This window comes from Enterobacter sp. H2G27, from assembly GCF_054403075.1.
The window spans coordinates 210291-237268 of record NZ_JBSVSI010000001.1; the positions used below are offsets into that span (position 1 = coordinate 210291).

The window sequence follows — 26978 nt, forward strand, 5'->3', positions numbered from 1 at the left end:
CATATGGCACGTTATTTCCGTCGTCGCAAGTTCTGCCGTTTCACCGCGGAAGGCGTTCAAGAGATCGACTATAAAGATATCGCAACGCTGAAAAACTACATCACCGAAAGCGGTAAGATTGTCCCAAGCCGTATCACCGGTACTCGTGCAAAATACCAGCGTCAGCTGGCTCGCGCTATCAAACGCGCTCGCTACCTGTCCCTGCTGCCGTACACTGATCGTCATCAGTAATCGGGCACGGTCCATTAATACGACTTTAAGAGGATAAGGTAATGCAAGTTATTCTGCTTGATAAAGTAGCAAACCTGGGCAGCCTGGGTGATCAGGTTAACGTTAAAGCGGGTTACGCACGTAACTTCCTGGTTCCACAGGGTAAAGCTGTTCCAGCTACCAAGAAAAACGTAGAGTTTTTCGAAGCACGTCGCGCTGAACTGGAAGCCAAACTGGCTGACGTTCTGGCGGCTGCTAACGCTCGCGCTGAAGCAATCAACGCACTGGGCACCGTTACCATCGCGTCTAAATCAGGCGACGAAGGTAAACTGTTCGGTTCCATCGGTACCCGCGATATCGCTGATGCAGTAACTGCTGCAGGCGTTAAAGTGGCTAAGAGCGAAGTTCGTCTGCCGAACGGCGTTCTGCGTACCACTGGTGAGCACGAAGTTGACTTCCAGGTTCACAGCGAAGTGTTCGCTAAACTGGTTGTTAACGTTGTAGCTGAGTAATTTTTACTCTGCTCACGTTGAAACGCCGGCCTTGTGCCGGCGTTTTGCTTTTTACAGCTCCGGGCCCTTAACGCGCCCTGATAAAACTGCCGTCTGGCTGGCGGGTAAACAGCACCTGTTGTCCGTTTCCTGTATCAATCGTTAATCCTGTCACCACACCGCTGGCATTCTGACGAACCTGCACCATCTGTCCATTCTGCAGGTTACTGAGCGGCTTACCTGCACCTTCTACCTTCGCCATGGCATATACGTCGGTTGGCGGCAGGTTATGGTCGCGGAACAGCTGTGCCAGGGTTTTGCCCGGCTCCACGCGATAGGAACGCCACTGTTGCTCAATGCCGGTAGGCTGTTGCGTCTGAGGCTGAGACGGGGCGGCGGCTTGATCCTGCGGCTGTTCATCCTGAATGGGCTCTGGCTCAACCGGTGCAACCTGACCCGGATCGTTAGACGGGGTGACAAGCTGCGTTTGCATCGGCTGTGCGTCAGGCTGCGGTCGCGTCTGCGACTGAATGTCCAGTTGGGCATTGCGGGTAACGGGTACGGTATCGACATCATCGCTCCCGGAAGGAAGCAGGAAGCCCACGATCACCATCAGCGCGCCAATGATGATCCCTCTGCGATGCAGAGGAGGCAGCGGGTCCATGATGCGAAAATTGTCCGGCGCCTGCCAGATTTTCGCCAGGGTAGGTTTCAGTTCAAATCGCCCGGGCATGGCACTCCTCCTGCTCCGCGTCTTTTTTATCCTGTGTTCCGAAGTATAGTTTGCTAACTGCCTGAACGGCGTAGCAAACCCGACATCCGTGACATCAGTTCGGGATTAATCCTGGTTATCTCTATTGTTTCTGTTTCGTCGCGGTTTGTCACCTTAACTTCAGACAAAGTTTTACCCATAAGGGCATGGCTGATATGCTGCCCGCTACTTTAAATGTGATGGAAGGAAAACCCATGACCACCCCGACTTTTGACACTATCGAAGCGCAGGCAAGTTACGGTATCGGCTTGCAGGTAGGACAGCAGCTGAGCGAATCCGGCCTGGAGGGTCTGTTACCAGAAGCGCTGGTGGCGGGTATCGCTGACGCACTGGAAGGCAAACAGCCTGCCGTTCCGGTTGACGTTGTGCACCGTGCGCTGCGTGAAATCCACGAGCGTGCTGACGCCGTGCGTCGCGCACGCTTTGAAGAGATGGCCGCCGAAGGTGTGAAATATCTGGAAGAGAACCGTGAGCGTGAAGGCGTGAACAGCACCGAGTCTGGTCTGCAGTTCCGCGTGATCAATCAGGGTGACGGCGCAATCCCGGCGCGTACCGACCACGTTCGCGTACACTACACCGGTAAGCTGATCGACGGTACCGTGTTCGACAGCTCTGTGGCGCGCGGCGAACCGGCTGAGTTCCCGGTGAACGGTGTTATCGCAGGCTGGATTGAAGCGCTGACCCTGATGCCAGTCGGTTCCAAATGGGAACTGACTATTCCGCATAACCTGGCCTACGGCGAGCGCGGCGCTGGCGCGTCCATCCCGCCATTCAGCACCCTGGTATTTGAAGTCGAGCTGCTGGAAATTCTGTAATCGACTTTTCTTATTTCCTCTCTCCGGTTGGGGAGAGGAAAATAGTGTAAAAACCTATAGTTATGATGCAATCAACATTTTATCTTGCAAACGAAACTGTTGCGTGTATTTTTGTGAGCTGTTTCGCGCTGTATGAGTGATATGACACTCACTTTCAACATATTATTAACATAATATCTAAATCATAGTATTCATCCCGCCGATTCTTACCTAATATCGATTAGCCCTTACAAGGGAACGTCATCTTTTGACGTATTTAAAGGCCAGAAGAGCCTTAACAACACAGACAGGCATAAACAGGAAAATATCACATGGTAGATCAGGTTAAAGTCGTCGCCGACGAAGGGGCGTCGTCTGAACAGTCGCTACGGCGCAATCTCACAAACCGTCATATTCAGCTCATTGCCATCGGGGGTGCCATCGGTACCGGGCTGTTTATGGGTTCAGGCAAAACTATTAGTCTCGCCGGGCCGTCAATCATATTCGTTTATATGATTATCGGTTTTATGCTGTTCTTCGTGATGCGTGCAATGGGTGAACTGCTGCTCTCGAACCTCGAATACAAATCCTTTAGCGACTTCGCTTCTGACCTGCTCGGGCCGTGGGCGGGCTATTTCACCGGCTGGACCTACTGGTTCTGCTGGGTTGTCACCGGTATGGCGGACGTCGTGGCGATTACCGCCTACGCGCAGTTCTGGTTCCCGGGTCTGTCGGACTGGGTCGCCTCGCTGGCGGTTATTGTTCTGCTGCTGAGCCTGAACCTCGCCACCGTTAAAATGTTCGGTGAGATGGAGTTCTGGTTCGCGATGATCAAAATCGTGGCCATTGTCGGGCTTATCGTTGTGGGTCTGGTGATGGTGCTCACCCACTTCCAGTCACCAACGGGCGTTCAGGCGTCGTTTACCCATCTGTGGAATGACGGCGGCTGGTTCCCGAAAGGTATTAGCGGCTTCTTTGCCGGCTTCCAGATCGCGGTATTTGCGTTCGTGGGCATTGAGCTGGTGGGCACGACGGCAGCGGAGACCAAAGATCCCGAGAAGTCTCTCCCGCGCGCGATAAACTCTATTCCGGTGCGTATCATCATGTTCTACGTCTTCGCGCTGATCGTCATTATGTCCGTGACGCCGTGGAGCTCGGTGGTGCCAAGCAAGAGCCCGTTCGTTGAGCTGTTCGTGCTGGTAGGCCTGCCTGCGGCAGCGAGCCTGATTAACTTCGTGGTGCTGACCTCTGCGGCCTCTTCCGCGAACAGCGGCGTGTTCTCAACCAGCCGTATGCTGTTTGGTCTGGCGCAGGAAGGCGTGGCGCCGAGCGCGTTCGCCAAGCTCTCTAAGCGTGCCGTACCGGCAAAAGGGCTGACCTTCTCCTGCATGTGCCTGCTGGGCGGCGTGGTGATGCTCTACGTGAATCCAAGCGTGATTGGCGCGTTCACCATGATCACCACGGTCTCAGCGATCCTGTTTATGTTCGTCTGGACCATCATCCTGTGTTCATATCTGGTGTACCGCAAGCAGCGCCCACATCTGCATGAGAAATCGATCTACAAGATGCCGCTGGGCAAGCTGATGTGCTGGGTGTGCATGGCGTTCTTCGTCTTCGTGCTGGTTCTGCTGACGCTGGAAGATGATACCCGTCAGGCACTCATCGTCACGCCGCTGTGGTTTATCGCGCTGGGGCTGGGCTGGGTGTTTATCGGTAAGAAACGTATGGCAGGCATGCGTTAAGCATGTTGCCGGGTGGCGCTGACGCTTACCCGGCCTACGTTCGAGGACGTTGCAGGCCCGGTAAGCGCTAGCGCCACCGGGCTTTTTTTATTCCCCCGCTAATGCCCGCGGGAACAGAACGTTGTTCTCGAGACTGATGTGTTCCATCAGGCCGTCAATCATCTCGTTAATGCCGTTGTACATCGCTTTCCACGTTGTGCACGCTTCTGGCGGTGGCGTAACGTTGTGGGTGGTGTGTTTGATCACTTCCAGCAGTTCGCCCGCGTCATCATGCTCGCTTTCCATCACGCTGATGGGCCCCATCGCCTGGCTTCCCATACCCTGTTTAATCATCGGGAAGAGGATCTGCTCTTCCTTCATCATGTGGCTTGAAAGCTCTTCGTGCAGCAGGGTCAGGTACTTTGCCAGACCGCGCGGTACGGAAGGTTTGTCGGCATGGACGCGCTCGACTTTGGTCGCCTGAAGAATCAGTTCCGGCAGCTGTTCACGGTGACGATCATGATAACGCACGATGATATGGTCGATGATTTCCGCGAGCGGGGCGGTTCGCCAGTCTTTATCGACGGGCTGCTCGGCCAGCTGCGCCAGCTCTGCTTCAATAACCTCAACGTCCAGCTCTTTGCGTGAGGCCGCACGCTCCAGTGTTTGCTTACCGCCGCAGCAGTAGTCCATATCGTATTTACGGAACAGCGCAGAAGCGCGAGGAATGGAGAGCGCCAGCTCGCCAAGGGGTTGGTCGCGAAAGGCCATAGCAGTTACCTCGTCATCAATAATATAAAGTGCATATTAAATGCATCTTTAGGCCAGCGCTATAACCCTTTAGAGGGAAGGGGAAAAGTGAGATGTGGATCACAAAAAAATCCCACTTTTAACTCTCTGAATGGGCTCAGGAAAGTGGTTTCGAAACTTTTTAAAGGTGGAGGAACAGTAAACAACCCGCCGCGCCTGCCGATATATCCACGTCAGACAAACCTGCATAAAACAAAGGCAACGCATGTTTAAACGTATAAAAGTCATTACCCTTCTGATTTCGGTGCTGCTTGTGCTCGGCATCATGCAAGTGATTTCCGCCGGTATCTTTATCAACGCCCTGAATAACGATAAAGACAACTTCACCGTGTCGCAGCTCTCCAGCAAGAACGTGGCGGAGTTTACCGATGCGTGGATCAGTCTGAACCAGGCTCGCGTCACCCTGAACCGCGGGATGCTGCGCCTGCAAAGCAGCATGGCCTCACAAATTAACGGCGGTCAGCTGAATGAGCTGGTGACCACGGCGAAAAATCTGCTGACTGAAGCGCAGGTTCATTACGATAAATACTATGCCCTGCCGAACACGCCTGGCCTGGATGAGAACCTGACCAACCAACTCGAAGAGCAGTACCGCATTTACTCTGCAACGCTGACGCAAATGAACGTTCTGCTGAGCCAGGGCAATCTGGAAGATATGTTCAAGCAGAATGCCGAACAGAAACAAAACGCGATGCAGACGGTATATCGTGAATGGCGCGAAGCGCAGGCAATGCTTACCGATAAAGGCATCCAGGACAATGAAAGCGACTACAAGCGCATCCTGTGGATCCTTTCTGCGGTTATGCTGCTGGTGATTGTGGTGATTATCTCCAGCTGGATCGCCATGCGCCGCGTGCTGCTGCTGCCTCTTGAAGAGGTGATTAACCATATTCGCGCTATTGCGGCAGGCGATCTCACCCAGCCGATTCAGGCAGACGGTAATAATGAAATGGCCATCCTGGCGCGCAACGTGCAGGAGATGCAAACTTCGCTGGCTAACACCGTGGGCGTGGTGCGTGAAGGCGCAGATACCATTTACACCGGTGCAGGCGAAATCTCCGCTGGCAGTAACGACCTCTCTTCCCGCACCGAGCAGCAGGCCGCGTCTCTGGAAGAGACGGCAGCCAGCATGGAGCAGCTGACGGCGACCGTGAAGCAGAACGCTGATAACGCGCGTCAGGCTTCCCGTCTGGCACTGGATGCCTCCTCAACGGCGAAGAAGGGTGGTAACGTGGTTGAAGGCGTCGTGCGGACAATGGACGAAATCGCCACCAGTTCCAGCAAAATTGCGCAAATTACTAACGTGATCGACGGCATTGCCTTCCAGACGAATATCCTGGCGTTGAACGCGGCGGTGGAAGCCGCGCGTGCGGGCGAGCAGGGCCGTGGTTTTGCGGTTGTGGCAGGCGAAGTGCGTACTCTTGCCCAGCGTAGCGCCCAGGCGGCGAAAGAGATTAAAGCGCTGATCGACGATTCCGGTGAACGCGTGAACGCGGGCTCTCAGCTGGTTAACGAAGCCGGGGAGACGATGGCAGAGATCGTCAATGCGGTCACCCGCGTCACCGACATCATGGGCGAAATTGCTTCGGCCTCTGACGAGCAGAGCCGTGGTATCGACCAGGTGGGCCAGGCGGTAGCCGAGATGGACCGCGTGACCCAGCAGAACGCCTCGCTGGTGGAGGAATCTGCGGCCGCGGCGGCGGCGCTGGAAGATCAGGCTGCACGTCTGAACGAAGCGGTAGCGGTGTTCAAAATCACCCGCAACCAGGCGGTTAAAGCGGCGCCGGTGAAAACCTATGTGCCAAAAGCGCAGCCTGTCGCGGCGGCGTCTGAAGGGAACTGGGAAACGTTTTAAGGGCTTGCCCGGTGGCGGCTACGCCTTACCGGGCCTACGGTTTTGTAGGCCCTGCAAGCGCAGCGCCGCCGGGCAATACTCACATCTCCGATGCCGGAACAACCCTCGGTTTTTCCGGCTTCGCTCTCACCGCCATCACTACCCCCACCACCAACAGCACGATCCCACAGGTCGTGAACAGCGGCGGTACGCTCTGGCGCATCAGAAAGGTATAAAGCAGTCCGGCCAGGGTTTCGAAGACAATCAGCGGCCCTAATATCACCGTCGGCAGCTTCTGGCTGGCAATATTCCAGCACAGCGCGCCCACCCATGAACACAGCACCGCAATCGCCACCATCAGGCCGATAAACACCCACGGTCTTGGCCCGAAAGGCTGGGCGAAGTCCGGCTGCTGATGGCCCAGCCAGAGGCATGCGCCGAGATACCCTACGACTGATACGGGCAGCGTGACCAGCGCCTGCGCTGTCGCCCACATCATCGGGTGCTTGTCCGGGTTCTCCCGCAGCCAGCGCGCGTTGCGCAGGGCATACCATGCCCAGCACGCCACGGAAATGAACGCCAGCACAATGCCAGAACCGTAACGCCACAGGTCAACATTCGCCTGGCCATGACGCAGCTCGGCAATATTGACGCATATCAGCCCCAGGGCAGTGCAGACCAGCGCCGGCGCCATTTTAGACCACGCCAGTTTGCCATCGCGCTGGCTGTAGAGCAGGTTAGCAAAGACGGGGATGACGACCGGCAGCGTGCCGATAATCATGGTCGATACCGGCGCACCGGTACGCTGAATGGCGCTCGCCAGGCAAACGTAATAGATAAGATTGCCCATCATGGTCAGCGCCAGCGCGGTGACCCAGTCCTGACGGCTGAGCTGACGCAAGCGCGCGCGTCCCAGCCACGCCAGAGGCAGGGCAATCAGCCCCAGCGCCAGATAACGTCCGGTCGACTGCAATATTGCCGGATACTCGGGCACGATCAGCGGGCCGACGAAAATCAGACCCCACATCATCCCGGCCAGCAGGGCATACAACACTCCACTAATCATTTTTCCATCCACAGGTATTTACGCTGTATGCAGTGTAGGAGGGGAAAATACGCGCGTATTGTATGAGATTGCGCATTAGCGCCGGATGACTTGCTTCTGGTAGCGCACGGGCGTAATGCCGTAGCGGCGGGTAAACGTGCGGGTGAGATGCGACTGATCGGTCAGCCCGGTTGCGGCGGCGACCTCTGCGGCGGGCATGCCGTGCGTGAGGAATGCTTTGGCGCGCCAGAGGCGAATGGCCATCAGCATCTGATGCGGCGTCACGTGAAAATGGGCTTTGAACTGGCGCTGAAAATGATACGGGCTGAGTGAAACGACGCTGGCCAGCTCGTCCAGCGTCAGGGGGTGCATGTAGTTGTCGTGCAGGTACTCGCGTACCCGTTCGAAGCGGTGCGCACCCTCCTGAATCACCGGCGCGTGATGGGCCAGGGGCTGGAAGGTCTCAATCAGATCCAGCAGTAATCCTTTTTGCGCAAGCGGATCGTCCGTGTGCCACAGGCCGTAAATCAGCCTGCCGATTTGCTGCGAGCGCAACGGGTCATGGCGGGTCACGTCGCTAAACCACCAGTGCCTGAGGCCGGTCACCTCTTCAAGCAGATCGGGTTCGATATAGACCATCCGGTAGCGCCAGCCGCCCTCGGTGGCGGATTCACCGGTGTGGATCTCGTCCGGGTTCATGGTGACGACGGATTTTTCCGCCGCGAGATGCTGGGTACCGCGATAGCGAAAGCGTTCGGCACCGGTTTCAATCGTGCCGATCCCGAAGGCTTCATGGGTGTGAGGCTCAAAGGCGTAGTCAGAAATGTGCGCGTGATACAGCTCCAGACCCGGCAGCTGCGCCAGATGGCGAAAGCGCGCGCTGTCTCTTTCATCATTAAACTGTTCCGGTACGCCTTGCACGTTGAACCTCCTCGTGGTCATCTTTTCATTATCAGAGATGACCGGAGTTTATGCACTAAACATCTTTGCCCGGACGGTCTTACGGTAATCCCCCGGTGAAACCGTTGTTTTATGCTTAAACTGGCGATTAAAGTGCGCAATATCCTGATATCCCACCGCATTCGCGATCTCCTGAATGCACAGATTGGTGGATTGCAGCATTGTCATGGCGGATTCAATTCTGGCGGTTAATAAATACTGCAGGGGGGATATGTCGGTGGCATTTTTAAAGCGACGGTTGAAGTTGCGCAAACTCATGCCAGCCATATCGGCAAGATTCTGCATGGATATATCCGAGGCGCAGTTGGCTTTTATCCAGGTTTGAATTTGAACAATATCTTCATCCGGGTGGGGTTTGTTTTCTTCACTGTAACACTGGCGATCGAACTGACTACGAATTTCATGAAAAAATGTCCGTTGAGTATGTGTGGCTACACGTTTCCCGTATATCGTTTCGATAAAATGAATCGTCAGATCTGACAGGGCCTTAACGCTGGCGGCACAGTAAATATTATCGGCCTGCGTGAGAAAATGTTTGGTTTGTAATTTTACGCTGGGGTAGTCGCGCGAGAATTGTTTGAAGTAGTGCCAGTGGGTGGTGGCGGGCTTTCCGTTGAGCAATCCCGACTCCGCCAGAAAACAGCAGCCCGTTCCGACGGCGGCGATACGGGTTCCTCGCTCAGCCTGCTCGGTCAACCATTTCAGAAGTTCAGGCTTTTGTCTGACCACTGCTCGAGGGTTGCGCCACAGGGCAGGAAGATAGATAACGTCATAGTGCCTGTCTGCGGCAAGCGTGGTATCGGCGGTAATGCTAAAGCCACTTTGCGTCAGGATGGGCTCGTTATTTATGCCAATAGTATGAACTTTCAGTATATTCTCCGGACGACAGAGCCTGAACGCAGATGTCTCCGTTTTGTGCGTGTCTGCGTGGGATGTTGTTTTTTGCTCGGCTAAATAGCTGCTGGCTGCGGCTTTCCACATTTCAATCGGCAGACTGAGACCGGAACTTAGCATGCGTTCACATAACACAAATCCAATTTGTGTATTTGTCATTTTCGATTAATACCTGTTTTGACTATTATTTTTGGTGACTCATCGTTGCCCTGGCCAAAAAAGTCAGCATTTTGGCTGGATTTTCATATTAGCTTTTGTCGGTAATTTGTAAACTAATATCTGAAATTATCGCACTTGCACAAAATAAATCTACGACCACTACAGGATGAATTATGGTGAAATTACCCGTAATAACGGCTTTTGGCGGCTATAGTCCAGCTGGTCGTAGTTCTTTTCATCATGCATTTCGCCGAATGATTATTGATTCATTATCGGAAGAGGAAAGGCAGGAGACGTTATTATCGTTAGCTATTCTGATGGGCGTGCTTAAATATGATGAAGGTGGGTATTGCGACATTTCAGGTAAAAGATTTACGCCCGCTCAGGCTGCCGCGCAGATAAAAGACGAGACGCTGGAAGGAACCCTTATCAGAATAATTACGCGCGACTATTTTGATGTCGATGCTATCACCAGCCATGCAAAATTGAATATGGTTTCTGGCGAAGAAGGATTCAGCTTTAATATCTCAGCCAGACAATTACCGCATCCCTTACCGGCGGGATGGCAGGTTGAGGAATTACCGGATCGGCGCGTGCGTATTACCGTTCAGGGAGAGATGGACTGTAAAATTGAGGCGTTGTTGCGCACGGAGATTCAGGCTGCAGGTTTGCTGCCGCAGGGATTCCGGCCGGGTGACCATTACAATTCGCAGTTCCATCCGCGGGCGTTACAAATGGCGATTGTCGGGGCATCGGACGCCATCAACGCTCTGGGGATCCCGTGGCGCGAGATACAGGCAGCGATCGCGCCGGATCAGCTCGGGGTCTATTCGGGCAATATCATGGGACAGCTCGACGATTATGGCTTTGGCGGTATGCTCCAGTCGCGCCTGAAAGGCCAGCGCGTCAGCGCCAAACAGTGTCCGCTGGGCCTGAACAGCATGTGCGCTGATTTCCTCAATGCGTATGTGCTGGGTAGCGTTGGCCATACCAGCGCCACGCTGGGGGCGTGCGCCACGTTTCTGTATAACCTCAATGCGGCAGTCGAAGATATAAAAGCGGGACGCATTCGCGTGGCCGTTGTGGGCAGCGCCGAAGCGCCGGTCACCTCCGAAGTGATTGAAGGATTCGACGCCATGGGCGCCCTGGCAACGGAGAGCAAGCTTAAGCATATTGATGAAACGGAAACGCCCGACTGGCGCAGCAGCAGCCGTCCTTTTGGCGACAGCTGTGGTTTTGTGATCGCAGAATCCAGCCAGTATGTCGTGTTAATGGACGACGAGCTGGCGCTGCAGCTTGGGGCAGAGATCCATGGTTCGGTGGGGAATGTCTTTATCAACGCTGACGGCTTTAAGCGTTCTATTGCGTCACCAGGGCCGGGGAACTACATCACCATGGCGAAAGCCGTGGCTTCGGCAGTGTCGATGGTCGGAATGGAAGCGGTGCAAAAGGGATCGTTTATTCAGGCGCACGGTTCAAGCACGCCGAAGAATTGCGTCTCCGAAGCGGATATTTTTGACCGCGTTGCGCAAGCCTTTGCGATCCGCGACTGGCCGGTGACGGCGGTGAAATCGTATTTCGGTCACTCCCTGGGACCCGCCAGCGGCGACCAGCTTATCAGCTGCCTCGGCGTCTTCCGCTATGGCATTTTACCGGGAATTAAAAGCGTAACCCAGATCGCGCCGCAGGTGAATAACGCACGCTTATCCATTCCTCTTCAGGACTACAAATTAGAGCAAGGCCAGGGGCAAATTGCCTTTATTAATTCAAAAGGCTTTGGCGGTAATAATGCCACGGGGGTGGTTTACTCGCCAAAGCTTACCCATCAATGGTTGCGCAAACGCTACGGGGACGCGGTATTTGCGGATTATCAGCAGCGTAACCGCGAGGTGCAACATCAGGCGAACGCGTACGACGAGTCGGCTTCGCAGGGTGAACTCAACGTCATTTATCTGTTTGGCCAGCAGGGGATAAATGAGGAAGATATTGAGATTGCCAGGGATGGCATCACCATTCCCGGATTTGAAAAACCGATAACGTACGCGACGGAAAAAGAATACCCGGATTTTTAATTGTTATATCTGATTTTATTATTAATATATTTGAGCGGGCCGGGTAAGGGGAATCACCCGGCCGCGGGAGAAAACGGTCAGACCGTTACAGGATGGCTTTAATGCTCTGCGCCAGCGGTGTCGTTGCGCGCCCGATCAGTTTGCTCAGCGTATGGCTGTCGTCAAAGAGTCCGCCTTTGGAGGCCCCGACATCGGAATCCGCCAGCATATCGGCCAGACCGGCAGGCAGGCCGACGCTCTTCAGCGCGGCGGCAAAATCCGCTTCACTGAGATTCTGGTAGCTGACCGGCTTCCCGCTCTGTTTGCTGAGTTCAGCTGCCAGTTCGCTCAGCGTCCAGCCGTGGTCGCCCGCCAGTTCATACACCTTGCCCGCATGGCCCTCTTCAGCAATCACTTTGGCTGCCGCCGCGGCATAGTCTGCGCGGGTGGCAGAGGCAATTTTGCCTTCGCCTGCCGCACCAATAAACACGCCGTGTTCCAGCGCAGGCGGCGCGCTCGCCAGGTAGTTTTCGGTATACCAGCCGTTGCGCAGCAGGGCATAAGGAATCCCGGACGCCGCCAGCGCTTTTTCAGTGGCAACGTGTTCAACGTGCAGGCCGAGCGGTGATGTATCCGCATGCAGCAGGCTGGTGTAGGCGATAAATTTCACCCGAGCCGTTTTGGCGGCGTTAATCACGTTCTGGTGCTGGGTCGCGCGCTGGCCGACTTCGCTGGAAGAGATCAGCAGAAGCTTATCCACGCCGCTCAGCGCGGCGGCGAAGGCGGCTTCATCCGTGTAGTCAGCCTGACGAACCACAATCCCCTGCTGGCTTAAGGCTTGCGCTTTCGCCGGGTTACGTACGATGGCCACAATCTGGCTGGCCGGTACGGTTTTCAGCAGCTGTTCAATAACGAGATGGCCAAGCTGGCCGGTAGCGCCGGTAATCGCGATCATGATGAATCTCCTTCGTGTTTGTCTGATGTTGTGGCACACTAGCACCATAGCTAACTTTTAGTAAGTACGTACAAAAAGGTAAGTATGAAAACAATGATACCGACGCTCAGCGAACAAATGCGCGATGGCAATCTTTTCGCGGAACAGTGCCCTTCACGAGAGGTGCTCAAACACGTTACCAGCCGCTGGGGGGTACTGATTCTGCTGGCGCTGCGCCAGGGAACGCATCGCTTTAGCGATCTGCGCCGCAAAATGGGCGGGGTTAGCGAAAAGATGCTCTCCCAGTCGCTTCAGGCGCTGGAGCAGGACGGGTTTGTCGATCGCGTATCGTATCCGGTCGTGCCGCCGCACGTAGAGTATAGCCTGACGCCGATGGGTATTGAGGTCAGCGAGAAAGTTGCCGCGCTGGCTGACTGGATTGAGGTGAATACGCCGAAGGTGATGGCGAACAGGGACGATCGCGCGGCGTAAAAGCCGGGTGGCGGCTTCGCCTTACCCGGCCTACCCGTACTCTTTCATCCCGTAGGCCGGGTAAGCGAAGCGCCACCCGGCACAATCGCCGCTACTTGCTTAAATCCACCTGATAAATCGCGAACCCAATATCATCCGTCGCGACCTGTTTCATTGGATACTGCGCCTTCTCCTTGATAAACGTGGCTGCCTTGTCGGATGGCGACGTTTCAAAGCGAATATCCAGTTTCGTATCGCTGTGGATCGGTGCCAGACGCCAGTTGTTATCCACCGCAGGATGAATTTCGCCCGCCTTCTTCGACTCCGCGCTGATCCACGCCGCAAGCACCGAGCGGTTCTCGTCCGGCGAGGCAAAGGCGATATGGCTATCTCCCGTACCGGCAAACTTACCGCCGTAGGCACGGTAGTTATTGGTCGCCACCAGGAAGGTGGCATTCGGGTCGATCGCCTTGCCGTTGAAGGTCAGGTTTTTGATGCGCTCCGCCTGCGGGTTAACCGCCTGGCACTCGCCGTCATATTTCGCCGGCTGGGTGACGTCAATCTGGTAGTTAACGCCGTCGATCACGTCGAAGTTATAGGTACGGAAGCCGTCCCAGTTAATCAGCGACTGCGGCTTACTGCTGTGCGGGTCAATCTGGTTAAACTGTCCGGCAGAACACTCCAGCCACTCTTTTACCTCTTTCCCGGTGGCTTTAACCACCACCAGCGTGTTCGGGTAGAGATAGAGGTCGGCGGCGTTACGGAAGGTCAGCTGGCCCTTTTCGACTTCAACATAGCTGGCCGGGTCATTCTTACGCCCGCCCACTTTGAATGGCGCAGCGGCTGACAGGACCGGCAGTTTTGCCAGATCCGGATCGCCCTGCACAAAGTGTTCGGCATAGGCTTTCTGCGCCATGTTGACGACCTGAACGGTCGGGTCGTCCTGCACTAGCGCGAGGAAGCTGTACATGTTATCGGCGGATTTGCCGATCGGCTTGCTGACGAATTCGCGCGTGGCGTCGTGATCGTGCTTCAGCACGTTGACCAGTTTTTTATCTTCAGCCGCCAGAGATTTTTTCGCTGCAGCGTCGTAGATTGGGCGCGCTTCGGCTTTTGACTGCGTCACCTTCCAGCTGCCACCGTCGTTATTCAGCACCAGATCCACTACGCCAAGATGGTCGCCCCACATACCTGGCATCACCGACGGCACGCCGTTGAGCGTCCCTTTCTCAATGTCAGCCCCTTTGATGCTGACGAAATCTTTACCCGGGAAGACCGCGTGGGCATGGCCGAACAGGATCGCGTCGACGCCAGGGACTTCACTCAGATAGTAAACGGAGTTTTCTGCCATGGCCTGATACGGATCGGCAGAGAGACCCGAGTGGGCGACAACGACCACCAGATCGGCGCCTTTTTTGCGCATTTCCGGCGCGTATTTACGCGCGGTTTCGGTGATGTCGTTGACGGTCACCTTACCGTCGAGGTTGGCCTTATCCCACGTCATGATCTGCGGCGGGACAAAACCGATATAGCCGATTTTGAGCGTTTGTTTTTTCCCGTCCCGATCGACAACCTCGGTATTTTTAATCAGGTATGGGGTAAAGAGCGGCTTTTGCGTTTTAACGTCGATGATATTGGCGTTAACGTACGGGAATTTCGCGCCGGCCAGGGCATCATGAAGGTATTTCAAACCGTAGTTGAATTCGTGGTTGCCGAGGTTGCCGACGGTGTAATCCAGGGTGTTCATCGCTTTATAAACAGGATGGATCTCGCCTTTTTTCAACCCCCTGGTCGCCATGTAGTCCCCAAGCGGGCTGCCCTGAATGAGATCGCCATTGTCGACCAGCACGCTGTTATTCACTTCGCCGCGTGCGGCATCGATCAAACTCGCCGTGCGTACCAGTCCGAATTTTTCCGTCGGGGTATCTTTGTAGTAATCGAAGTCCATCATGTTGCTGTGCAGATCGGTCGTTTCCAGAATACGCAGATCTACCGTCGCCGCCTGCACGCTCGCTGCAATCAGCGTCGCCAGAAGCGTTGCACTAAACTTAATCATCAGAGGAGTCCTTTTTTCGATGCAGACCACAAAAGAGTATGTATCTATAGCTTGTTGCTTACAGAAATGTGAATCCTGACAGAAAAAAGTAACCTGAAACCGGAATTGCTTCACAGATAGCGGAATTGTTCACATTACGATATAACTAAAACAAAGAGTTAACCTCACTGTGTTAACAAAGAGGTGGAAAATGCTAGAAAAAATTTGTCAGCTCGCACGGGATGCGGGAGATGCCATCATGCAGGTGTATGACGGTATTAAACCTATGGAGGTTGTCAGCAAAGCCGACGATTCTCCGGTCACGGCGGCGGATATTGCCGCGCATAAGGTGATCCTCAAAGGGTTACAGGCCTTAACGCCGGACATCCCCGTCCTGTCAGAAGAAGCGCCGCAAAGCTGGGACGAGCGCCAGCACTGGCAGCGCTACTGGCTGGTCGATCCGCTGGACGGGACAAAAGAGTTCATCAAGCGCAACGGTGAATTCACCGTCAATATCGCCCTGATTGAGAAAGGGAAAGCGGTGCTGGGTGTGGTTTACGCGCCGGTAATGAAGGTGATGTACAGCGCCGCAGAAGGGAAGGCGTGGAAGGAAGAGTGCGGCGTGCGCAAGCAGATCCAGGTGCGCGATGCGCGTCCGCCGCTGGTGGTAATTAGCCGCTCGCACAGCGACAGCGAACTGCAGGAGTACCTGCAGCAGCTGGGTGAACACCAGACCACCTCGATCGGCTCGTCGCTGAAATTCTGCCTGGTGGCGGAAGGCCATGCGCAGCTGTATCCTCGCTTTGGGCCAACCAATATCTGGGATACCGCCGCCGGGCATGCCGTTGCTGCGGCCGCCGGGGCGCATGTTCATGACTGGCAGGGCAAACCGCTGGACTACACCCCGCGCGAATCCTTCCTTAACCCCGGCTTCCGCGTCTCTATTTATTGAGCCAGCAGCTTATGCAGCAGGTCGACAACCTGCTGCACCTCTTCCTGGGTTAACGCGCCGTCTTTCGCCCACTGCACGCGACCTTCCTTATCCAACACAATAATCGCTGAGCTTTCTTCCTCCAGCTGCCAGGCCTTACGGGTTACGCCGTTGCTGTCGACGATAAACTGCGACCACGGATAGAGCTTTTTATTGCTCTCAAGGCTTGAGCGCACAAACATCCCGGAGCCCGGAATGGCGTCATCGGTATTAACAATAGTGGTCGTCTGGTAGCGGTCGTGCGGGAATTTCGCGGCCTTGATCGCTTCCACCAGGTTGGCATTTTTCTCTTTTGCGGATGTACGACCGGCAATATGTTGTACAACTCTCACTTTGCCCGCGAGCTGCGCGCTATTCCAGGGTTTGTAGCTAAACTTATCATTGTCGAGAATCAATTCTCCCCGGTCAGCAATGCCGACTGGCGGTACACGTTGTCCTTTTTCAATGTTGTGAGCGGAAGCCCACAGAGGCAGCAGCAGGCAGGCTGCTGCAAGGATATTACGTAGGGTCATGGCGTTTCCTTATTGTTTGCAGGTGATCCGACCACTTGGTCTTACGCTTTAATCATAAGTGCGATCAATGTGGTTTTCCCGCAATCCCGATGCCAGTTTGCGGGTGAACGCACATATCCATGAAAAAACGACGGCTTATACTGCGCCCGGTCACGCTTTGCAAAGATTATTCTGAATAATTGTAATCAAACGGTAAATAAACTTATGCACACTGGGTAACACCGTAGTTCTGGTCTATAGTCATTGGGCATTAAAATTTGCGCTCAGGACAGTCGGGCCGATTGTGGCACCGCAAGAGCGTATGATTCGCAGGAGATACAAGAATGAAAATTTTCCAACGCTACAACCCGCTTCAGGTGGCGAAGTACGTGAAGATCCTGTTCCGTGGACGGTTGTATATCAAGGATGTTGGCGCTTTTGAGTTTGATAAGGGCAAGATCCTTGTCCCAAAAGTGAAGGACAAACAGCACCTGTCTGTGATGTCCGAAGTCAACCGTCAGGTTATGCGTCTGCAAACTGAGATGGCTTAACCAACGTGCTACGCAGTAGTTAAAAAAACGGCTCCCAATGGGAGCCGTTGATGTTTGTGGAGGCTGGAACCTTACGCCGATACCTTCTCTTCCGCATCCGGCAGCTTCGGAACCAGTACGGTCGGTTTGTTGTCGATGCGCGTCACCAGCAGCTGGTCGATGCGGTAGTTATCAATATCCACCACCTCAAACTTGTAGCCGGAGAACTTCACCGAGTCGGTACGTTTCGGGATTTTACGCAGCATAAACATCATAAAGCCGCCGATGGTCTCGTAGTTACCGGACTGCGGGAACTCGTCGATATCCAGCACGCGCATCACGTCTTCAATCGGCGTGCCGCCATCAATCAGCCATGAATTATCGTCACGCTGAACAATCTGCTCTTCCAGCCCCTGGCCAACCAGGTCGCCCATCAGCGTGGTCATCACGTCGTTCAGGGTGATAATACCCACCACCAGGGCGTATTCGTTCATGATAACCGCGAAGTCTTCCCCGGCGGTTTTGAAACTTTCCAGCGCTTCTGAGAGCGTCAGAGTGTCCGGCACAATCAGGGTGTTGCGGATCTGCACGCCGCTGTTGAGCGCCAGGCTCTGGTTTGCCAGTACGCGGTTCAGCAGGTCTTTGGAGTCGACGTAACCGATGATGTGGTCGATATCTTCATTACAGACAAGGAACTTAGAGTGTGGATGCTGCGCCACTTTGTTCTTCAGGCTCTGCTCATCTTCATGTAAATCGAACCAGATAATGCTTTCACGGCCCGTCATGGAAGACGGTACGGTACGGGATTCCAGTTCGAACACGTTCTCAATCAGCTCGTGTTCCTGCTTGCGCAGCACCCCGGCCAGCGCGCCGGCTTCCACTACCGCATAGATGTCGTCAGACGTGATGTCGTCTTTACGCACCATAGGCAGCTTAAAGATGCGGAAAATCACGTTCGCCAGGCCGTTGAAGAACCACACCAGTGGACGAAACACGTACAGACAGAAGCGCATCGGGTTGATGATACGCAAAGCCACAGCTTCTGGCGCAATCATACCGATGCGTTTCGGGGTCAGGTCTGCAAAGAGGATGAACAGGCCGGTTACCAGCGAGAAGGAGAGGATAAAGCTGAGCTGTTCGGCCAGTTCAACGGACATGTACTTAACAAACAGGCTGTAAAACGCCGGAGAAAACGCCGCATCACCCACGATACCGCCGAGTATGGCGACCGCATTGAGGCCAATCTGCACCACGGTGAAGAACATGCCAGGGTTTTCCTGCATTTTCAGGATGCGGGTGGCATTGATGTTGCCTTCATCGGCAAGCAGCTTCAGTTTGATTTTACGGGACGCGGCCAGCGAGATCTCAGATATCGAGAAAAATGCGCTGACGGCAATCAGACAAAGTATTACTAAAATACTGTTTAACATAGTTTATCCGGCTTCTCGCCAGATCCTCGGAAGGGAAGTTGATACCATTTGTGTGAAAACACATTGAACGTCAGCTCGTAGCGTTGAGCCGATTATTTCAGCGGGTAGTATAGCGTAAAGAGATGTAAATCTGCCAGAGGTCACATTTTGACGAAGATAGCCGGAGGGGGCGGCCACGCGTGGTGGCTATGTTATGAGACAACGCTGTCGCTGCCGTGTGCGCCACGCTGCTCGCGTGGCGCTGGAACGGAAATCAGGCCAGCTGTGGCGGCAGGCAGACGCCGATGCCCCCGATACCGCAGTAGCCGTACGGGTTTTTATGCAGATACTGCTGGTGATCGTCTTCCGCATAGTAGAATGGTTTCGCGGTTGTGATTTCCGTCGTCACCTCGCGCGTGTCGCCCGCTTCACGCATGGCCTGCTGGAAACGCTCAAGGCTGGCGCGCGCGGCGGCATCCTGCTCCGGCGTGAGCGGATAAATGGCCGAGCGATACTGTGTGCCGTGGTCGTTGCCCTGACGCATGCCCTGCGCCGGGTCGTGGTTCTCCCAGAAGACCTGCAGCAGCTGCTCGTAGCTGATTACCGCAGGGTCATAGACCACGCGCACCGCTTCCGCATGCCCGGTTTCGCCGGAGCAGACTTCGCGATAGGTAGGATTCGGCGTGTAACCGCCCGTGTAGCCAGCCGCCGTGCTGTAAACGCCGGGGAGTTGCCAGAAGAGGCGCTCAACGCCCCAGAAACAGCCCATGGCGAACAGGGCGATTTCCATTCCCTCCGGCACGTTGGTCATGGAGTGGTTATTGACGGCGTGTAAGGTCGCCACAGGCATAGGGGTGTTGCGTCCCGGTAATGCATCAGCTTGTGAAACCAGATGCTTTTTGTCGAATAAACTCACGATGGGGCCTCCCGGGGTGCGATGTTTCAGTTAAGGTTGTCACGAAGCGTTTAATTGAACACAATAAATGCGCTGAATCAGTCTAGATTTAATCATAAGAAATATTTGGGTGTTACACCCATTTTCAACCCGCGATTCGGGTTTTTGGCCACAGGCCGTATTTTGCCGCGGAGCGGCACTTCATTTGCTTCCAGGGTGGAAACAGGGATATTCAGGAGAAAACGTGACAAAAATCCGCCAGTTATGTTTAGTCAGTGTGTTGCTGACAAGCGGGATTGCCAGCGCGGCGAATGTCCGTTTGCAGGTTGAGGGGTTATCCGGGGCGCTACAAAAAAACGTGCGTGCGCAGTTGTCGACCATCCAGAGTGATGAGGTGACGCCGGACCGGCGTTTTCGCGCGCGCGTAGATGATGCGATCCGTGAAGGGCTGAAAGCGCTGGGGTATTACGAACCCACCATTGATTTTGACCTCCGTCCGCCGCCAAAGAAGGGGCGCCAGGTCCTTATTGCCCGCGTTTCGCCGGGTGAGCCGGTACTGATTGGCGGTACGAACGTCATCCTGCGCGGCGGGGCGCGTACCGACCGGGATTATCTGGACCTGCTCAGCACGCGGCCGAAAATCGGTACCGTACTTAACCACGGTGACTACGACCATTTCAAAAAAGAGCTGACGAATGTTTCCCTGCGTAAGGGCTACTTTGACAGCCAGTTCAATAAAAGCCAGCTGGGCATTGCGCTGGAGAGACGTCAGGCCTTCTGGGATATCGACTACGACAGTGGAGAGCGCTACCGCTTTGGCGACGTGACGTTTGAAGGTTCGCAAATTCGCGAAGAGTACCTGCAAAACCTCGTGCCGTTCAAAAAAGGGGATTACTACCAGTCGAGCGATCTCGGAGAGCTGAACCGACGCCTCTCCGCTACCGGCTGGTTTAACTCCGTAGTTGTCGCACCGGAATTTGATAAGTCTCGCAAAACCAAGGTGTTGCCGCTGCATGGCGTTGTCTCGCCGCGCACCGAGAACACCATTGAGACCGGTGTTGGCTACTCGACGGATGTTGGGCCACGCGTGAAAACCTCGTGGAAAAAACCGTGGATGAACTCGTACGGTCACAGCCTGACCACCAGCCTGAGCCTCTCTGCGCCCGAGCAGCAGCTGGATTTCAGCTACAAAATGCCGCTGCTGAAAAATCCGCTTGAGCAATATTACCTTCTGCAGGGCGGTTTTAAGCGCACCGATTTAAACGACACCAAGCAGGACTCCACGACGCTTGCGGTCTCCCGCTTCTGGGATCTCTCCAGCGGCTGGCAGCGCGCCATTAACCTGCGCTGGAGCCTGGACCACTTTACCCAGGCCAACGTCACCAATACCACCATGCTGCTTTATCCGGGCGTCATGATCAGCCGAACCCGCTCGCGCGGGGGGCTGATGCCGACCTGGGGCGACTCACAGCGCTACTCGATCGATTATTCCAACTCCGCCTGGGGCTCCGACGTGGACTTCTCCGTCCTGCAGGCGCAAAACGTCTGGATCCGCACGCTGTATGACAAACACCGCTTTGTGATGCGCGGCAATCTCGGCTGGATTGAAACGGGAGACTTCGAGCGCGTTCCGCCGGATCTGCGCTTCTTCGCCGGGGGCGACCGCAGCATTCGTGGGTATAAGTACAAATCGATCTCACCTGAGAACGAAAAGGGCCAGCTAACCGGTGCGTCAAAACTGGCGACGGGATCGCTGGAGTATCAGTACAACGTCAGCGGAAAGTGGTGGGGCGCCATGTTTGTTGACGGCGGTGAAGCGGTGAACGATATCCGCCGCAGCGACTTTAAAACCGGCGCGGGCGTGGGCGTACGCTGGCAGTCACCCGTCGGACCCATCAAGCTCGACTTCGCCGTGCCTGTCGGCGACAAAGATGAACACGGATTACAGTTTTACATCGGTCTGGGGCCTGAATTATGAGTTTATGGAAGAAAATAAGCCTCGGGGTGCTGATTTTTATCGTGCTGCTGCTCGGTACGGTGGCGTTTCTGGTAGGAACGACGACCGGGCTGCATTTGCTGTTTAACGCCGCGAACCGCTGGGTGCCGGGGCTGGAGATTGGTCAGGTGACGGGTGGCTGGCGCGATCTGCGTCTGAAGAATATCCGCTACGAGCAGCCGGGCGTGGCGGTGAACGCCGGGGAGTTCCATCTCGCGGTGAAGCTGGGCTGTCTGCGTGACAGTAGGCTCTGCGTCAACGACCTGTCGCTTAAAGACGTCAACGTGGCGATAGATTCGAAAAAAATGCCGAAGTCTGCGCCGGTCGAGGAAGAGGACAGCGGCCCGCTGAATCTCTCCACGCCTTACCCGATCGCGCTCTATCGGGTGGCGCTCGATAACGTCAATATCAAAATCGACGACACCACCGTGTCCGTGATGGATTTCACCTCCGGCCTGCGCTGGCAGGAGAAAAACCTGACCCTGACGCCCACGTCGTTGCAGGGCTTGCTGATCGCGCTGCCGAAGGTGGCCGACGTGGCGCAGGAAGAGATCGTCGAGCCGAAAATTCAGAACCCGCAGCCGGAAGAGAAGCCGCTGGGCGAAACGCTGAAAGATCTCTTCTCGAAGCCTGTCCTGCCGGAAATGACCGACGTTCACCTGCCGCTGAACCTCAACATTGAGGAGTTCAAAGGCGAGCAGCTGCGCCTGACCGGCGATACCGATCTGACGGTCTACACCATGCTGCTGAAGGTCAGCAGCATTGACGGCAACATGAAGCTCGACGCGCTGGATATCGACACCAACCAGGGCTCGGTGAATGCGTCAGGGAATGCCCTGCTGCGCGATAACTGGCCGGTAGATATTACGCTGAACAGTGCCCTCAACATCGATCCGCTGAAAGGCGAAAAGGTGAAGGTTAAAGTGGGCGGGGCGCTGCGCGACAAGCTCGATGTCGGGGTGAATCTCTCCGGCCCGGTGGACATGGTCCTGCGCGCGCAAACCCAGCTGGCGGAAGCCGGGCTGCCGCTCAATCTTGAGGTGGTCAGCAAGCAGCTTTCCTGGCCGTTCACCCGCGAAAAACAGTTCCAGGCCGATGACCTGAAGCTGAAGCTGAGCGGCAAGATGACCGACTACACGCTTTCGTTCCGCACCGCGGTGAAGGGGCAGGGCGTGCCGCCCGCGAACATCATCCTGGATGCGAAGGGCAACGAACAGCAGGTCAACCTCGACAAGCTGACCGTCGCGGCGCTGGAAGGTAAAACCGAGCTGACCGCTCTGCTCGACTGGCAGCAGGCGATCAGCTGGCGCGGCGAGCTGAAGCTGACGGGCATTAATACCGCCAAAGAGGTGCCGGACTGGCCGTCGAAGCTGGATGGCCTGATCAAAACCCGCGGCAGCCTGTACGGCGGCACGTGGCAGATGGACGTGCCGGAAATTAAGCTCACCGGGAACGTGAAGCAGAACAAGGTGAACGTTGAAGGCTCGGTGAAAGGCAACAGCTATCTGCAGTGGGTTATCCCGGGGCTGCACGTAGCGCTGGGCCGCAACACGGCGGATATCAAAGGCGAGCTGGGGGTGAAAGATCTCAATCTGGACGCCACCATCGACGCGCCGAATCTGGATAACGCCCTGCCGGGGCTTGGCGGCACGGCAAAAGGACTCGTGAAGGTTCGCGGCACGGTAGACGCGCCGCAGCTGCTGGCGGATATCACCGCCAATAACCTGCGCTGGCAGGAGCTGAGCGTTGCCCGCGTCCGCGTGGAAGGGGATGTGAAATCCACCGATCAGATTGGCGGTAACCTGAACCTGCGCGTGGAGCGCATTTCTCAGCCGGACGTGAACATTAGCCTTGTCACCCTGGACGCGAAAGGGAACGAGAAGCAGCACGATCTCCAGCTGCGCGTGCAGGGCGAGCCGGTCTCCGGCCAGCTTCACCTGACCGGCAGCTTCGACCGCAAAGAGGAGCGCTGGAAAGGTACGCTGGATAACACCCGTTTCAATACGCCGGTCGGGCCGCTGGCGCTCTCGCGCTCCATCGCCCTGGACTACCGCAACGCCGAGCAGAAGATCAGCATTGGGCCGCACTGCTGGACCAACCCGAATGCGGAACTGTGCGTGCCGCAGACCATCGATGCGGGCGCGGAAGGGCGGGCGCAGATCAACCTCAACCGCTTCGATCTGGCGATGCTGAAGCCGTTTATGCCGGATACAACACAGGCGAGCGGCGTCTTCAGCGGAAAAGCCGATGTCGCCTGGGACACCACCAAAGAGGGGCTGCCGCAGGGCAGCGTCACGCTGTCCGGGCGTAACGTGAAGGTGACGCAGGAGGTCAACAACGCGCCCCTTCCGGTAGCGTTCGATACTCTGAACCTGAGTGCCGATCTGCATAACAATCGCGCACAGCTGGGGTGGACAATCCGCCTGACCAACAACGGCCAGTTGGATGGGCAGGTCCAGATTACCGATCCGCAGGGACGGCGTAATCTGGGCGGTAACGTCAACATCCGTAACTTCAACCTGGCGATGGTGAACCCGATTTTCGCCCGCGGGGAAAAAGCCGAGGGCATGCTGAACGCTAACCTGCGCCTGGCCGGCAACGCGCAAAGCCCGCAGCTGTTCGGTCAGATGCGGCTTAGCGGCGTGGATATTGACGGCAACTTTATGCCGTTTGACATGCAGCCCAGCCAGATCGCGATGAATTTCAACGGCATGAGCTCGACGCTGAGCGGCTCGGTACTGACGCAGCAAGGGCAAATCAACCTGAGCGGTGACGCGGACTGGAGCCAGCTCGATAACTGGCGCGCGCGTATTGCCGCGAAAGGCAGCAAGGTGCGCATCACCGTACCGCCGATGGTACGCCTGGACGTCTCGCCTGATGTGGTCTTTGAAGCCACGCCAAGCCTCTTCACGCTTGACGGACGCGTCGACGTGCCGTGGGCGCGCATCGTGGTTCACGACGTGCCGGAAAGCGCGGTCGGCGTCTCAAGTGATGAAGTTATGCTCAATGAAAATCTGAAACCTGTCGAACAGAAGAGCGCGGGCATACCGATCAATAGTAACCTTATCGTGCACGTGGGGAATAACGTGCGGTTGAATGCGTTTGGGCTGAAGGCGAGGCTCACGGGCGACCTGAAGGTGGCGCAGGATAAACAAGGGCTTGGCCTGAACGGGCAGATCAATATTCCTGAAGGGCGTTTCCACGCCTATGGTCAGGACCTGATTGTGCGCAAAGGCGAGCTGCTGTTCTCCGGTCCACCGGATCAGCCTCTGTTGAACATCGAAGCGATTCGTAACCCTGAAGCGACGGAAAACGACGTTATTGCTGGCGTACGCGTTACCGGTTCCGCCGACGAACCGAAGGCGGAGATCTTCTCTGACCCGGCGATGTCGCAGCAGGAAGCCCTCTCTTATCTGCTGCGTGGACAAGGCCTGGACAGCGGTCAGAGCGACAGCGCGGCGATGACCTCGATGTTAGTGGGTCTGGGGGTTGCACAAAGTGGGCAGGTTGTGGGTAAAATCGGCGAGACGTTCGGCGTAAGCAATCTGGCGCTGGACACCCAGGGCGTGGGTGACTCCTCGCAGGTGGTGGTCAGCGGCTATGTACTGCCGGGTCTGCAGGTAAAATATGGTGTGGGGATCTTTGACTCACTGGCAACACTCACGTTACGCTATCGCCTGATGCCTAAGCTATATCTGGAAGCAGTGTCCGGCGTAGACCAGGCACTTGATCTGCTCTATCAGTTTGAGTTTTAGCAATGCGAATATTTGTCTACGGCAGTTTACGAACCAGGCAAGGCAACAGTCACTGGATGACCAATGCCCAGCTACTGGGGAATTACGATATCGAGAACTACCAGTTGTACAGCCTGGGCCACTATCCAGGCGCGGTTCCGGGCGAAGGAACAGTACAGGGTGAAGTTTATCGTATTGATAACGCGACACTTGCCGAACTTGATGCCTTGCGCACCAGGGGCGGTGAATACGCACGCCAGTTGATCCAGACGCCGTACGGAAGCGCGTGGATGTATGTCTATCAGCGTCCGGTCGAAGGGTTAACGCGGATTGTAAGCGGTAACTGGTTAGACAGAGACCAGTACTGAAAAAAAACAGCGCCACCGTGAGGTGGCGTTGTTTTTTTGCACTTTCAATTCTCTTCTGTATCCCTGCGTCGGGTTAAAAACAGAGGAACAAACAGCATGATGTATGGGGCAATAAGCCATAAAAAACACAAGGCGCGTGAACGGCCATAGTAGTTTATGCACCGCGTATTGCTTGATATGACGGGCAGGAAAAACAGTAAAAACAGCAGAATCGCATAATCGCTTCGATAAGGGATCCATAAGTAAAACAAAAACCAGGCAAGCTGGAATGTCATGATGCAGAGATACTGCCATTTACTGTCTTTACCGTAACAGTCAAACGCCTTTATGTAGCCCATCTTTATGCTTTGAAGAAAGAAACTTAGCATGTATAACGCTCACGATCGCGACGGTCAGGAGTGTGCTCATCAGCAACGCCCCTAAAAAATAGCTGTGGGTGATATCAGTAGCACCCGAGCCTAAAGTATGCAATTTACTATAACCTCTATCTACTGCAACAAAAAGCGTATATAGCCCTATGTTAATAAAGAATTGCAGAAGACAAGAAAAGAAGATATTTCTGGGAATTGTTTTTAATAGAGAGAGTAACGCATAAATAATGCTTGATGATAGCGCGAAGTAAAGTCCGTTAAGTAAACCAGATAGTAATGCGCTATTTATTTGACTGAATATTAAATGATCGCTTCCATAGTACCATGACAGATATTCAATATAAGTACTTCTGCCAAAGACAAAGGAGGCAATAATAAGGACGAATAGGCTCATGGCATGGCTTTTCTTACTCATAATTTTGCTCCCTTAGATAGCAGCTCCTTCATCGTTTTACTGGCTTCAAGCTGATCTTTGATTATGGCAAGGTCACGAGTATTGTGGTTATATTTTGCAATAGCGGTTGGTGTACCCTTACCACCATTATCCATAAAGAAGACTATATCCTTACGACCATAAAGAAGGACTTGTGGGATGGGATCACGCCCATAACTCACCGCCTGTGGAAGGGAGTGGATAGACTCTGTCGTGAGGAAGCGAGGAATATTTTCATGCTCAATATTACCTAAAGGCGTGGTGGCAACAAGGGAGCCGATAAAATCGGTCGTATACACTAACGCATCTGTATCCTTGGTCGTTACTTTTGAACCCGTAATATATTTTATCTGTTGCCAAAGGGTAATATCTTTGGGGTAACCTTAACACCATCCATAAACATATCCTGCTTGCGTTTTAGCTGAATGACAGTACGGTGCACCTGTGTCAAAGAGGGGCTGATTTCCCCAATAGAAGGCATAAAACCATCGCGGGAATACAACCGTTCAATGATAAAATAAATTCCAGTTGGGCGGGCAACATCAATGTTAATGGATGACATATGAATCCTGTACTGAA

The 26978-nt window shown here is 54.9% G+C and carries 25 protein-coding genes; 12 read left to right on the forward strand and 13 right to left on the reverse strand.

The window, feature by feature from the left end:
• Window positions 1-3: 3 nt before the first annotated feature.
• Both rpsR and rplI read left to right on the forward strand, forming a co-directional pair.
• Window positions 4-231 (forward strand): 30S ribosomal protein S18, encoded by a 228-nt coding sequence (rpsR, locus tag ACW9E7_RS01015; RefSeq protein WP_000135199.1) that lies wholly within the window; start codon window positions 4-6, stop codon window positions 229-231.
• Between the two features lie 41 nt (window positions 232-272).
• Complete coding sequence (gene rplI / locus ACW9E7_RS01020; protein WP_024907318.1) at window positions 273-722, forward strand: 50S ribosomal protein L9; 450 nt, start codon at window positions 273-275, stop codon at window positions 720-722.
• A gap of 67 nt (window positions 723-789) precedes the next feature.
• Here rplI and ACW9E7_RS01025 read toward each other — a convergent pair whose 3' ends face one another.
• Complete coding sequence (locus tag ACW9E7_RS01025) at window positions 790-1434, reverse strand: OapA family protein (protein ID WP_111965383.1); 645 nt, start codon at window positions 1432-1434, stop codon at window positions 790-792.
• Window positions 1435-1667: 233 nt separating this feature from the next.
• On the opposite strand from ACW9E7_RS01025, the gene fklB reads away from it, so the two are divergent.
• Both fklB and cycA read left to right on the forward strand, forming a co-directional pair.
• A complete protein-coding gene (fklB, locus tag ACW9E7_RS01030) occupies window positions 1668-2288 on the forward strand; it encodes an FKBP-type peptidyl-prolyl cis-trans isomerase (RefSeq protein WP_008502892.1) in 621 nt (206 codons plus the stop codon).
• A gap of 311 nt (window positions 2289-2599) precedes the next feature.
• Entirely contained in the window at window positions 2600-4009 is a 1410-nt protein-coding gene (gene cycA / locus ACW9E7_RS01035) for a D-serine/D-alanine/glycine transporter (protein WP_458727100.1), read from the forward strand.
• A gap of 87 nt (window positions 4010-4096) precedes the next feature.
• Here cycA and ytfE read toward each other — a convergent pair whose 3' ends face one another.
• Entirely contained in the window at window positions 4097-4759 is a 663-nt protein-coding gene (gene ytfE, locus ACW9E7_RS01040; protein ID WP_458727101.1) for an iron-sulfur cluster repair protein YtfE, read from the reverse strand.
• 244 nt (window positions 4760-5003) lie between these two features.
• Between ytfE and ACW9E7_RS01045 the strand changes: the two genes are divergently transcribed.
• Entirely contained in the window at window positions 5004-6653 is a 1650-nt protein-coding gene (locus ACW9E7_RS01045; RefSeq protein WP_111965380.1) for a methyl-accepting chemotaxis protein, read from the forward strand.
• A gap of 79 nt (window positions 6654-6732) precedes the next feature.
• On the opposite strand, the gene ACW9E7_RS01050 is transcribed toward ACW9E7_RS01045, so the two are convergent.
• The 3 genes from ACW9E7_RS01050 to ACW9E7_RS01060 form a co-directional block, all read right to left on the reverse strand.
• Window positions 6733-7698 carry a DMT family transporter gene (locus tag ACW9E7_RS01050; protein ID WP_458727102.1) on the reverse strand — a complete coding sequence of 322 codons (966 nt, stop codon included), beginning with the start codon at window positions 7696-7698 and terminating at the stop codon, window positions 6733-6735.
• A 75-nt stretch (window positions 7699-7773) separates the two neighbouring features.
• Window positions 7774-8598 (reverse strand): AraC family transcriptional regulator, encoded by an 825-nt coding sequence (locus ACW9E7_RS01055; RefSeq protein WP_458727103.1) that lies wholly within the window; start codon window positions 8596-8598, stop codon window positions 7774-7776.
• A 48-nt stretch (window positions 8599-8646) separates the two neighbouring features.
• Window positions 8647-9690 (reverse strand): GlxA family transcriptional regulator, encoded by a 1044-nt coding sequence (locus ACW9E7_RS01060; protein WP_240741461.1) that lies wholly within the window; start codon window positions 9688-9690, stop codon window positions 8647-8649.
• Window positions 9691-9944: 254 nt separating this feature from the next.
• On the opposite strand from ACW9E7_RS01060, the gene ACW9E7_RS01065 reads away from it, so the two are divergent.
• Window positions 9945-11762, forward strand: coding sequence for a beta-ketoacyl synthase (locus ACW9E7_RS01065; RefSeq protein ID WP_458727104.1), 1818 nt, complete (start codon window positions 9945-9947; stop codon window positions 11760-11762).
• Between the two features lie 85 nt (window positions 11763-11847).
• Here the strand turns inward: ACW9E7_RS01065 and ACW9E7_RS01070 are convergent, their stop codons facing one another.
• Window positions 11848-12696, reverse strand: coding sequence for an SDR family oxidoreductase (locus ACW9E7_RS01070; RefSeq protein ID WP_458727105.1), 849 nt, complete (start codon window positions 12694-12696; stop codon window positions 11848-11850).
• Window positions 12697-12780: 84 nt separating this feature from the next.
• Between ACW9E7_RS01070 and ACW9E7_RS01075 the strand changes: the two genes are divergently transcribed.
• The gene (locus tag ACW9E7_RS01075; RefSeq protein WP_111965375.1) at window positions 12781-13167 is read left to right on the forward strand and encodes a winged helix-turn-helix transcriptional regulator; all 387 of its coding nucleotides are present in this window, start codon (window positions 12781-12783) and stop codon (window positions 13165-13167) included.
• 91 nt (window positions 13168-13258) lie between these two features.
• On the opposite strand, the gene ACW9E7_RS01080 is transcribed toward ACW9E7_RS01075, so the two are convergent.
• A complete protein-coding gene (locus tag ACW9E7_RS01080; protein WP_458727106.1) occupies window positions 13259-15202 on the reverse strand; it encodes a bifunctional 2',3'-cyclic-nucleotide 2'-phosphodiesterase/3'-nucleotidase in 1944 nt (647 codons plus the stop codon).
• Between the two features lie 190 nt (window positions 15203-15392).
• Between ACW9E7_RS01080 and cysQ the strand changes: the two genes are divergently transcribed.
• Window positions 15393-16133, forward strand: coding sequence for a 3'(2'),5'-bisphosphate nucleotidase CysQ (gene cysQ, locus ACW9E7_RS01085; RefSeq protein WP_111965373.1), 741 nt, complete (start codon window positions 15393-15395; stop codon window positions 16131-16133).
• On the opposite strand, the gene ACW9E7_RS01090 is transcribed toward cysQ, so the two are convergent.
• Window positions 16127-16684 carry a YtfJ family protein gene (locus ACW9E7_RS01090; RefSeq protein ID WP_023310161.1) on the reverse strand — a complete coding sequence of 186 codons (558 nt, stop codon included), beginning with the start codon at window positions 16682-16684 and terminating at the stop codon, window positions 16127-16129. The two genes, cysQ and ACW9E7_RS01090, sit on opposite strands and share 7 nt — an antisense overlap.
• Window positions 16685-17007: 323 nt before the next feature.
• On the opposite strand from ACW9E7_RS01090, the gene ACW9E7_RS01095 reads away from it, so the two are divergent.
• Window positions 17008-17214, forward strand: coding sequence for a DUF1107 domain-containing protein (locus tag ACW9E7_RS01095; RefSeq protein ID WP_008501430.1), 207 nt, complete (start codon window positions 17008-17010; stop codon window positions 17212-17214).
• 71 nt (window positions 17215-17285) lie between these two features.
• On the opposite strand, the gene paeA is transcribed toward ACW9E7_RS01095, so the two are convergent.
• Together paeA and msrA are read right to left on the reverse strand one after the other, a co-directional pair.
• Window positions 17286-18623 carry a polyamine export protein PaeA gene (paeA, locus tag ACW9E7_RS01100; protein ID WP_023310162.1) on the reverse strand — a complete coding sequence of 446 codons (1338 nt, stop codon included), beginning with the start codon at window positions 18621-18623 and terminating at the stop codon, window positions 17286-17288.
• 253 nt (window positions 18624-18876) lie between these two features.
• Entirely contained in the window at window positions 18877-19518 is a 642-nt protein-coding gene (gene msrA / locus ACW9E7_RS01105; protein WP_023310171.1) for a peptide-methionine (S)-S-oxide reductase MsrA, read from the reverse strand.
• Window positions 19519-19741: 223 nt separating this feature from the next.
• On the opposite strand from msrA, the gene tamA reads away from it, so the two are divergent.
• The 3 genes from tamA to ACW9E7_RS01120 are packed head-to-tail and all read left to right on the forward strand — an operon-like array spanning window position 19742 to window position 25595.
• A complete protein-coding gene (gene tamA / locus ACW9E7_RS01110) occupies window positions 19742-21475 on the forward strand; it encodes an autotransporter assembly complex protein TamA (protein ID WP_115876612.1) in 1734 nt (577 codons plus the stop codon).
• Window positions 21472-25248 (forward strand): autotransporter assembly complex protein TamB, encoded by a 3777-nt coding sequence (gene tamB / locus ACW9E7_RS01115; protein WP_458727107.1) that lies wholly within the window; start codon window positions 21472-21474, stop codon window positions 25246-25248. The genes tamA and tamB overlap by 4 nt, the downstream gene beginning before the upstream one ends.
• Before the next feature lie 2 nt (window positions 25249-25250).
• Window positions 25251-25595, forward strand: a complete 345-nt coding sequence (locus ACW9E7_RS01120) for a gamma-glutamylcyclotransferase family protein (RefSeq protein WP_111965369.1) — start codon at window positions 25251-25253, stop codon at window positions 25593-25595.
• Between the two features lie 315 nt (window positions 25596-25910).
• Here the strand turns inward: ACW9E7_RS01120 and ACW9E7_RS01125 are convergent, their stop codons facing one another.
• Genes ACW9E7_RS01125 through ACW9E7_RS01135 form a run of 3 tightly spaced genes read right to left on the reverse strand, consistent with a single transcriptional unit; the run spans window position 25911 to window position 26961 of the window.
• Window positions 25911-26381 (reverse strand): hypothetical protein, encoded by a 471-nt coding sequence (locus tag ACW9E7_RS01125; RefSeq protein ID WP_458727108.1) that lies wholly within the window; start codon window positions 26379-26381, stop codon window positions 25911-25913.
• Window positions 26378-26698 carry a hypothetical protein gene (locus ACW9E7_RS01130; RefSeq protein WP_224162589.1) on the reverse strand — a complete coding sequence of 107 codons (321 nt, stop codon included), beginning with the start codon at window positions 26696-26698 and terminating at the stop codon, window positions 26378-26380. The genes ACW9E7_RS01125 and ACW9E7_RS01130 overlap by 4 nt, the downstream gene beginning before the upstream one ends.
• 47 nt (window positions 26699-26745) lie before the next feature.
• Window positions 26746-26961 carry a hypothetical protein gene (locus ACW9E7_RS01135; protein ID WP_023326565.1) on the reverse strand — a complete coding sequence of 72 codons (216 nt, stop codon included), beginning with the start codon at window positions 26959-26961 and terminating at the stop codon, window positions 26746-26748.
• Window positions 26962-26978 lie beyond the last annotated feature (17 nt).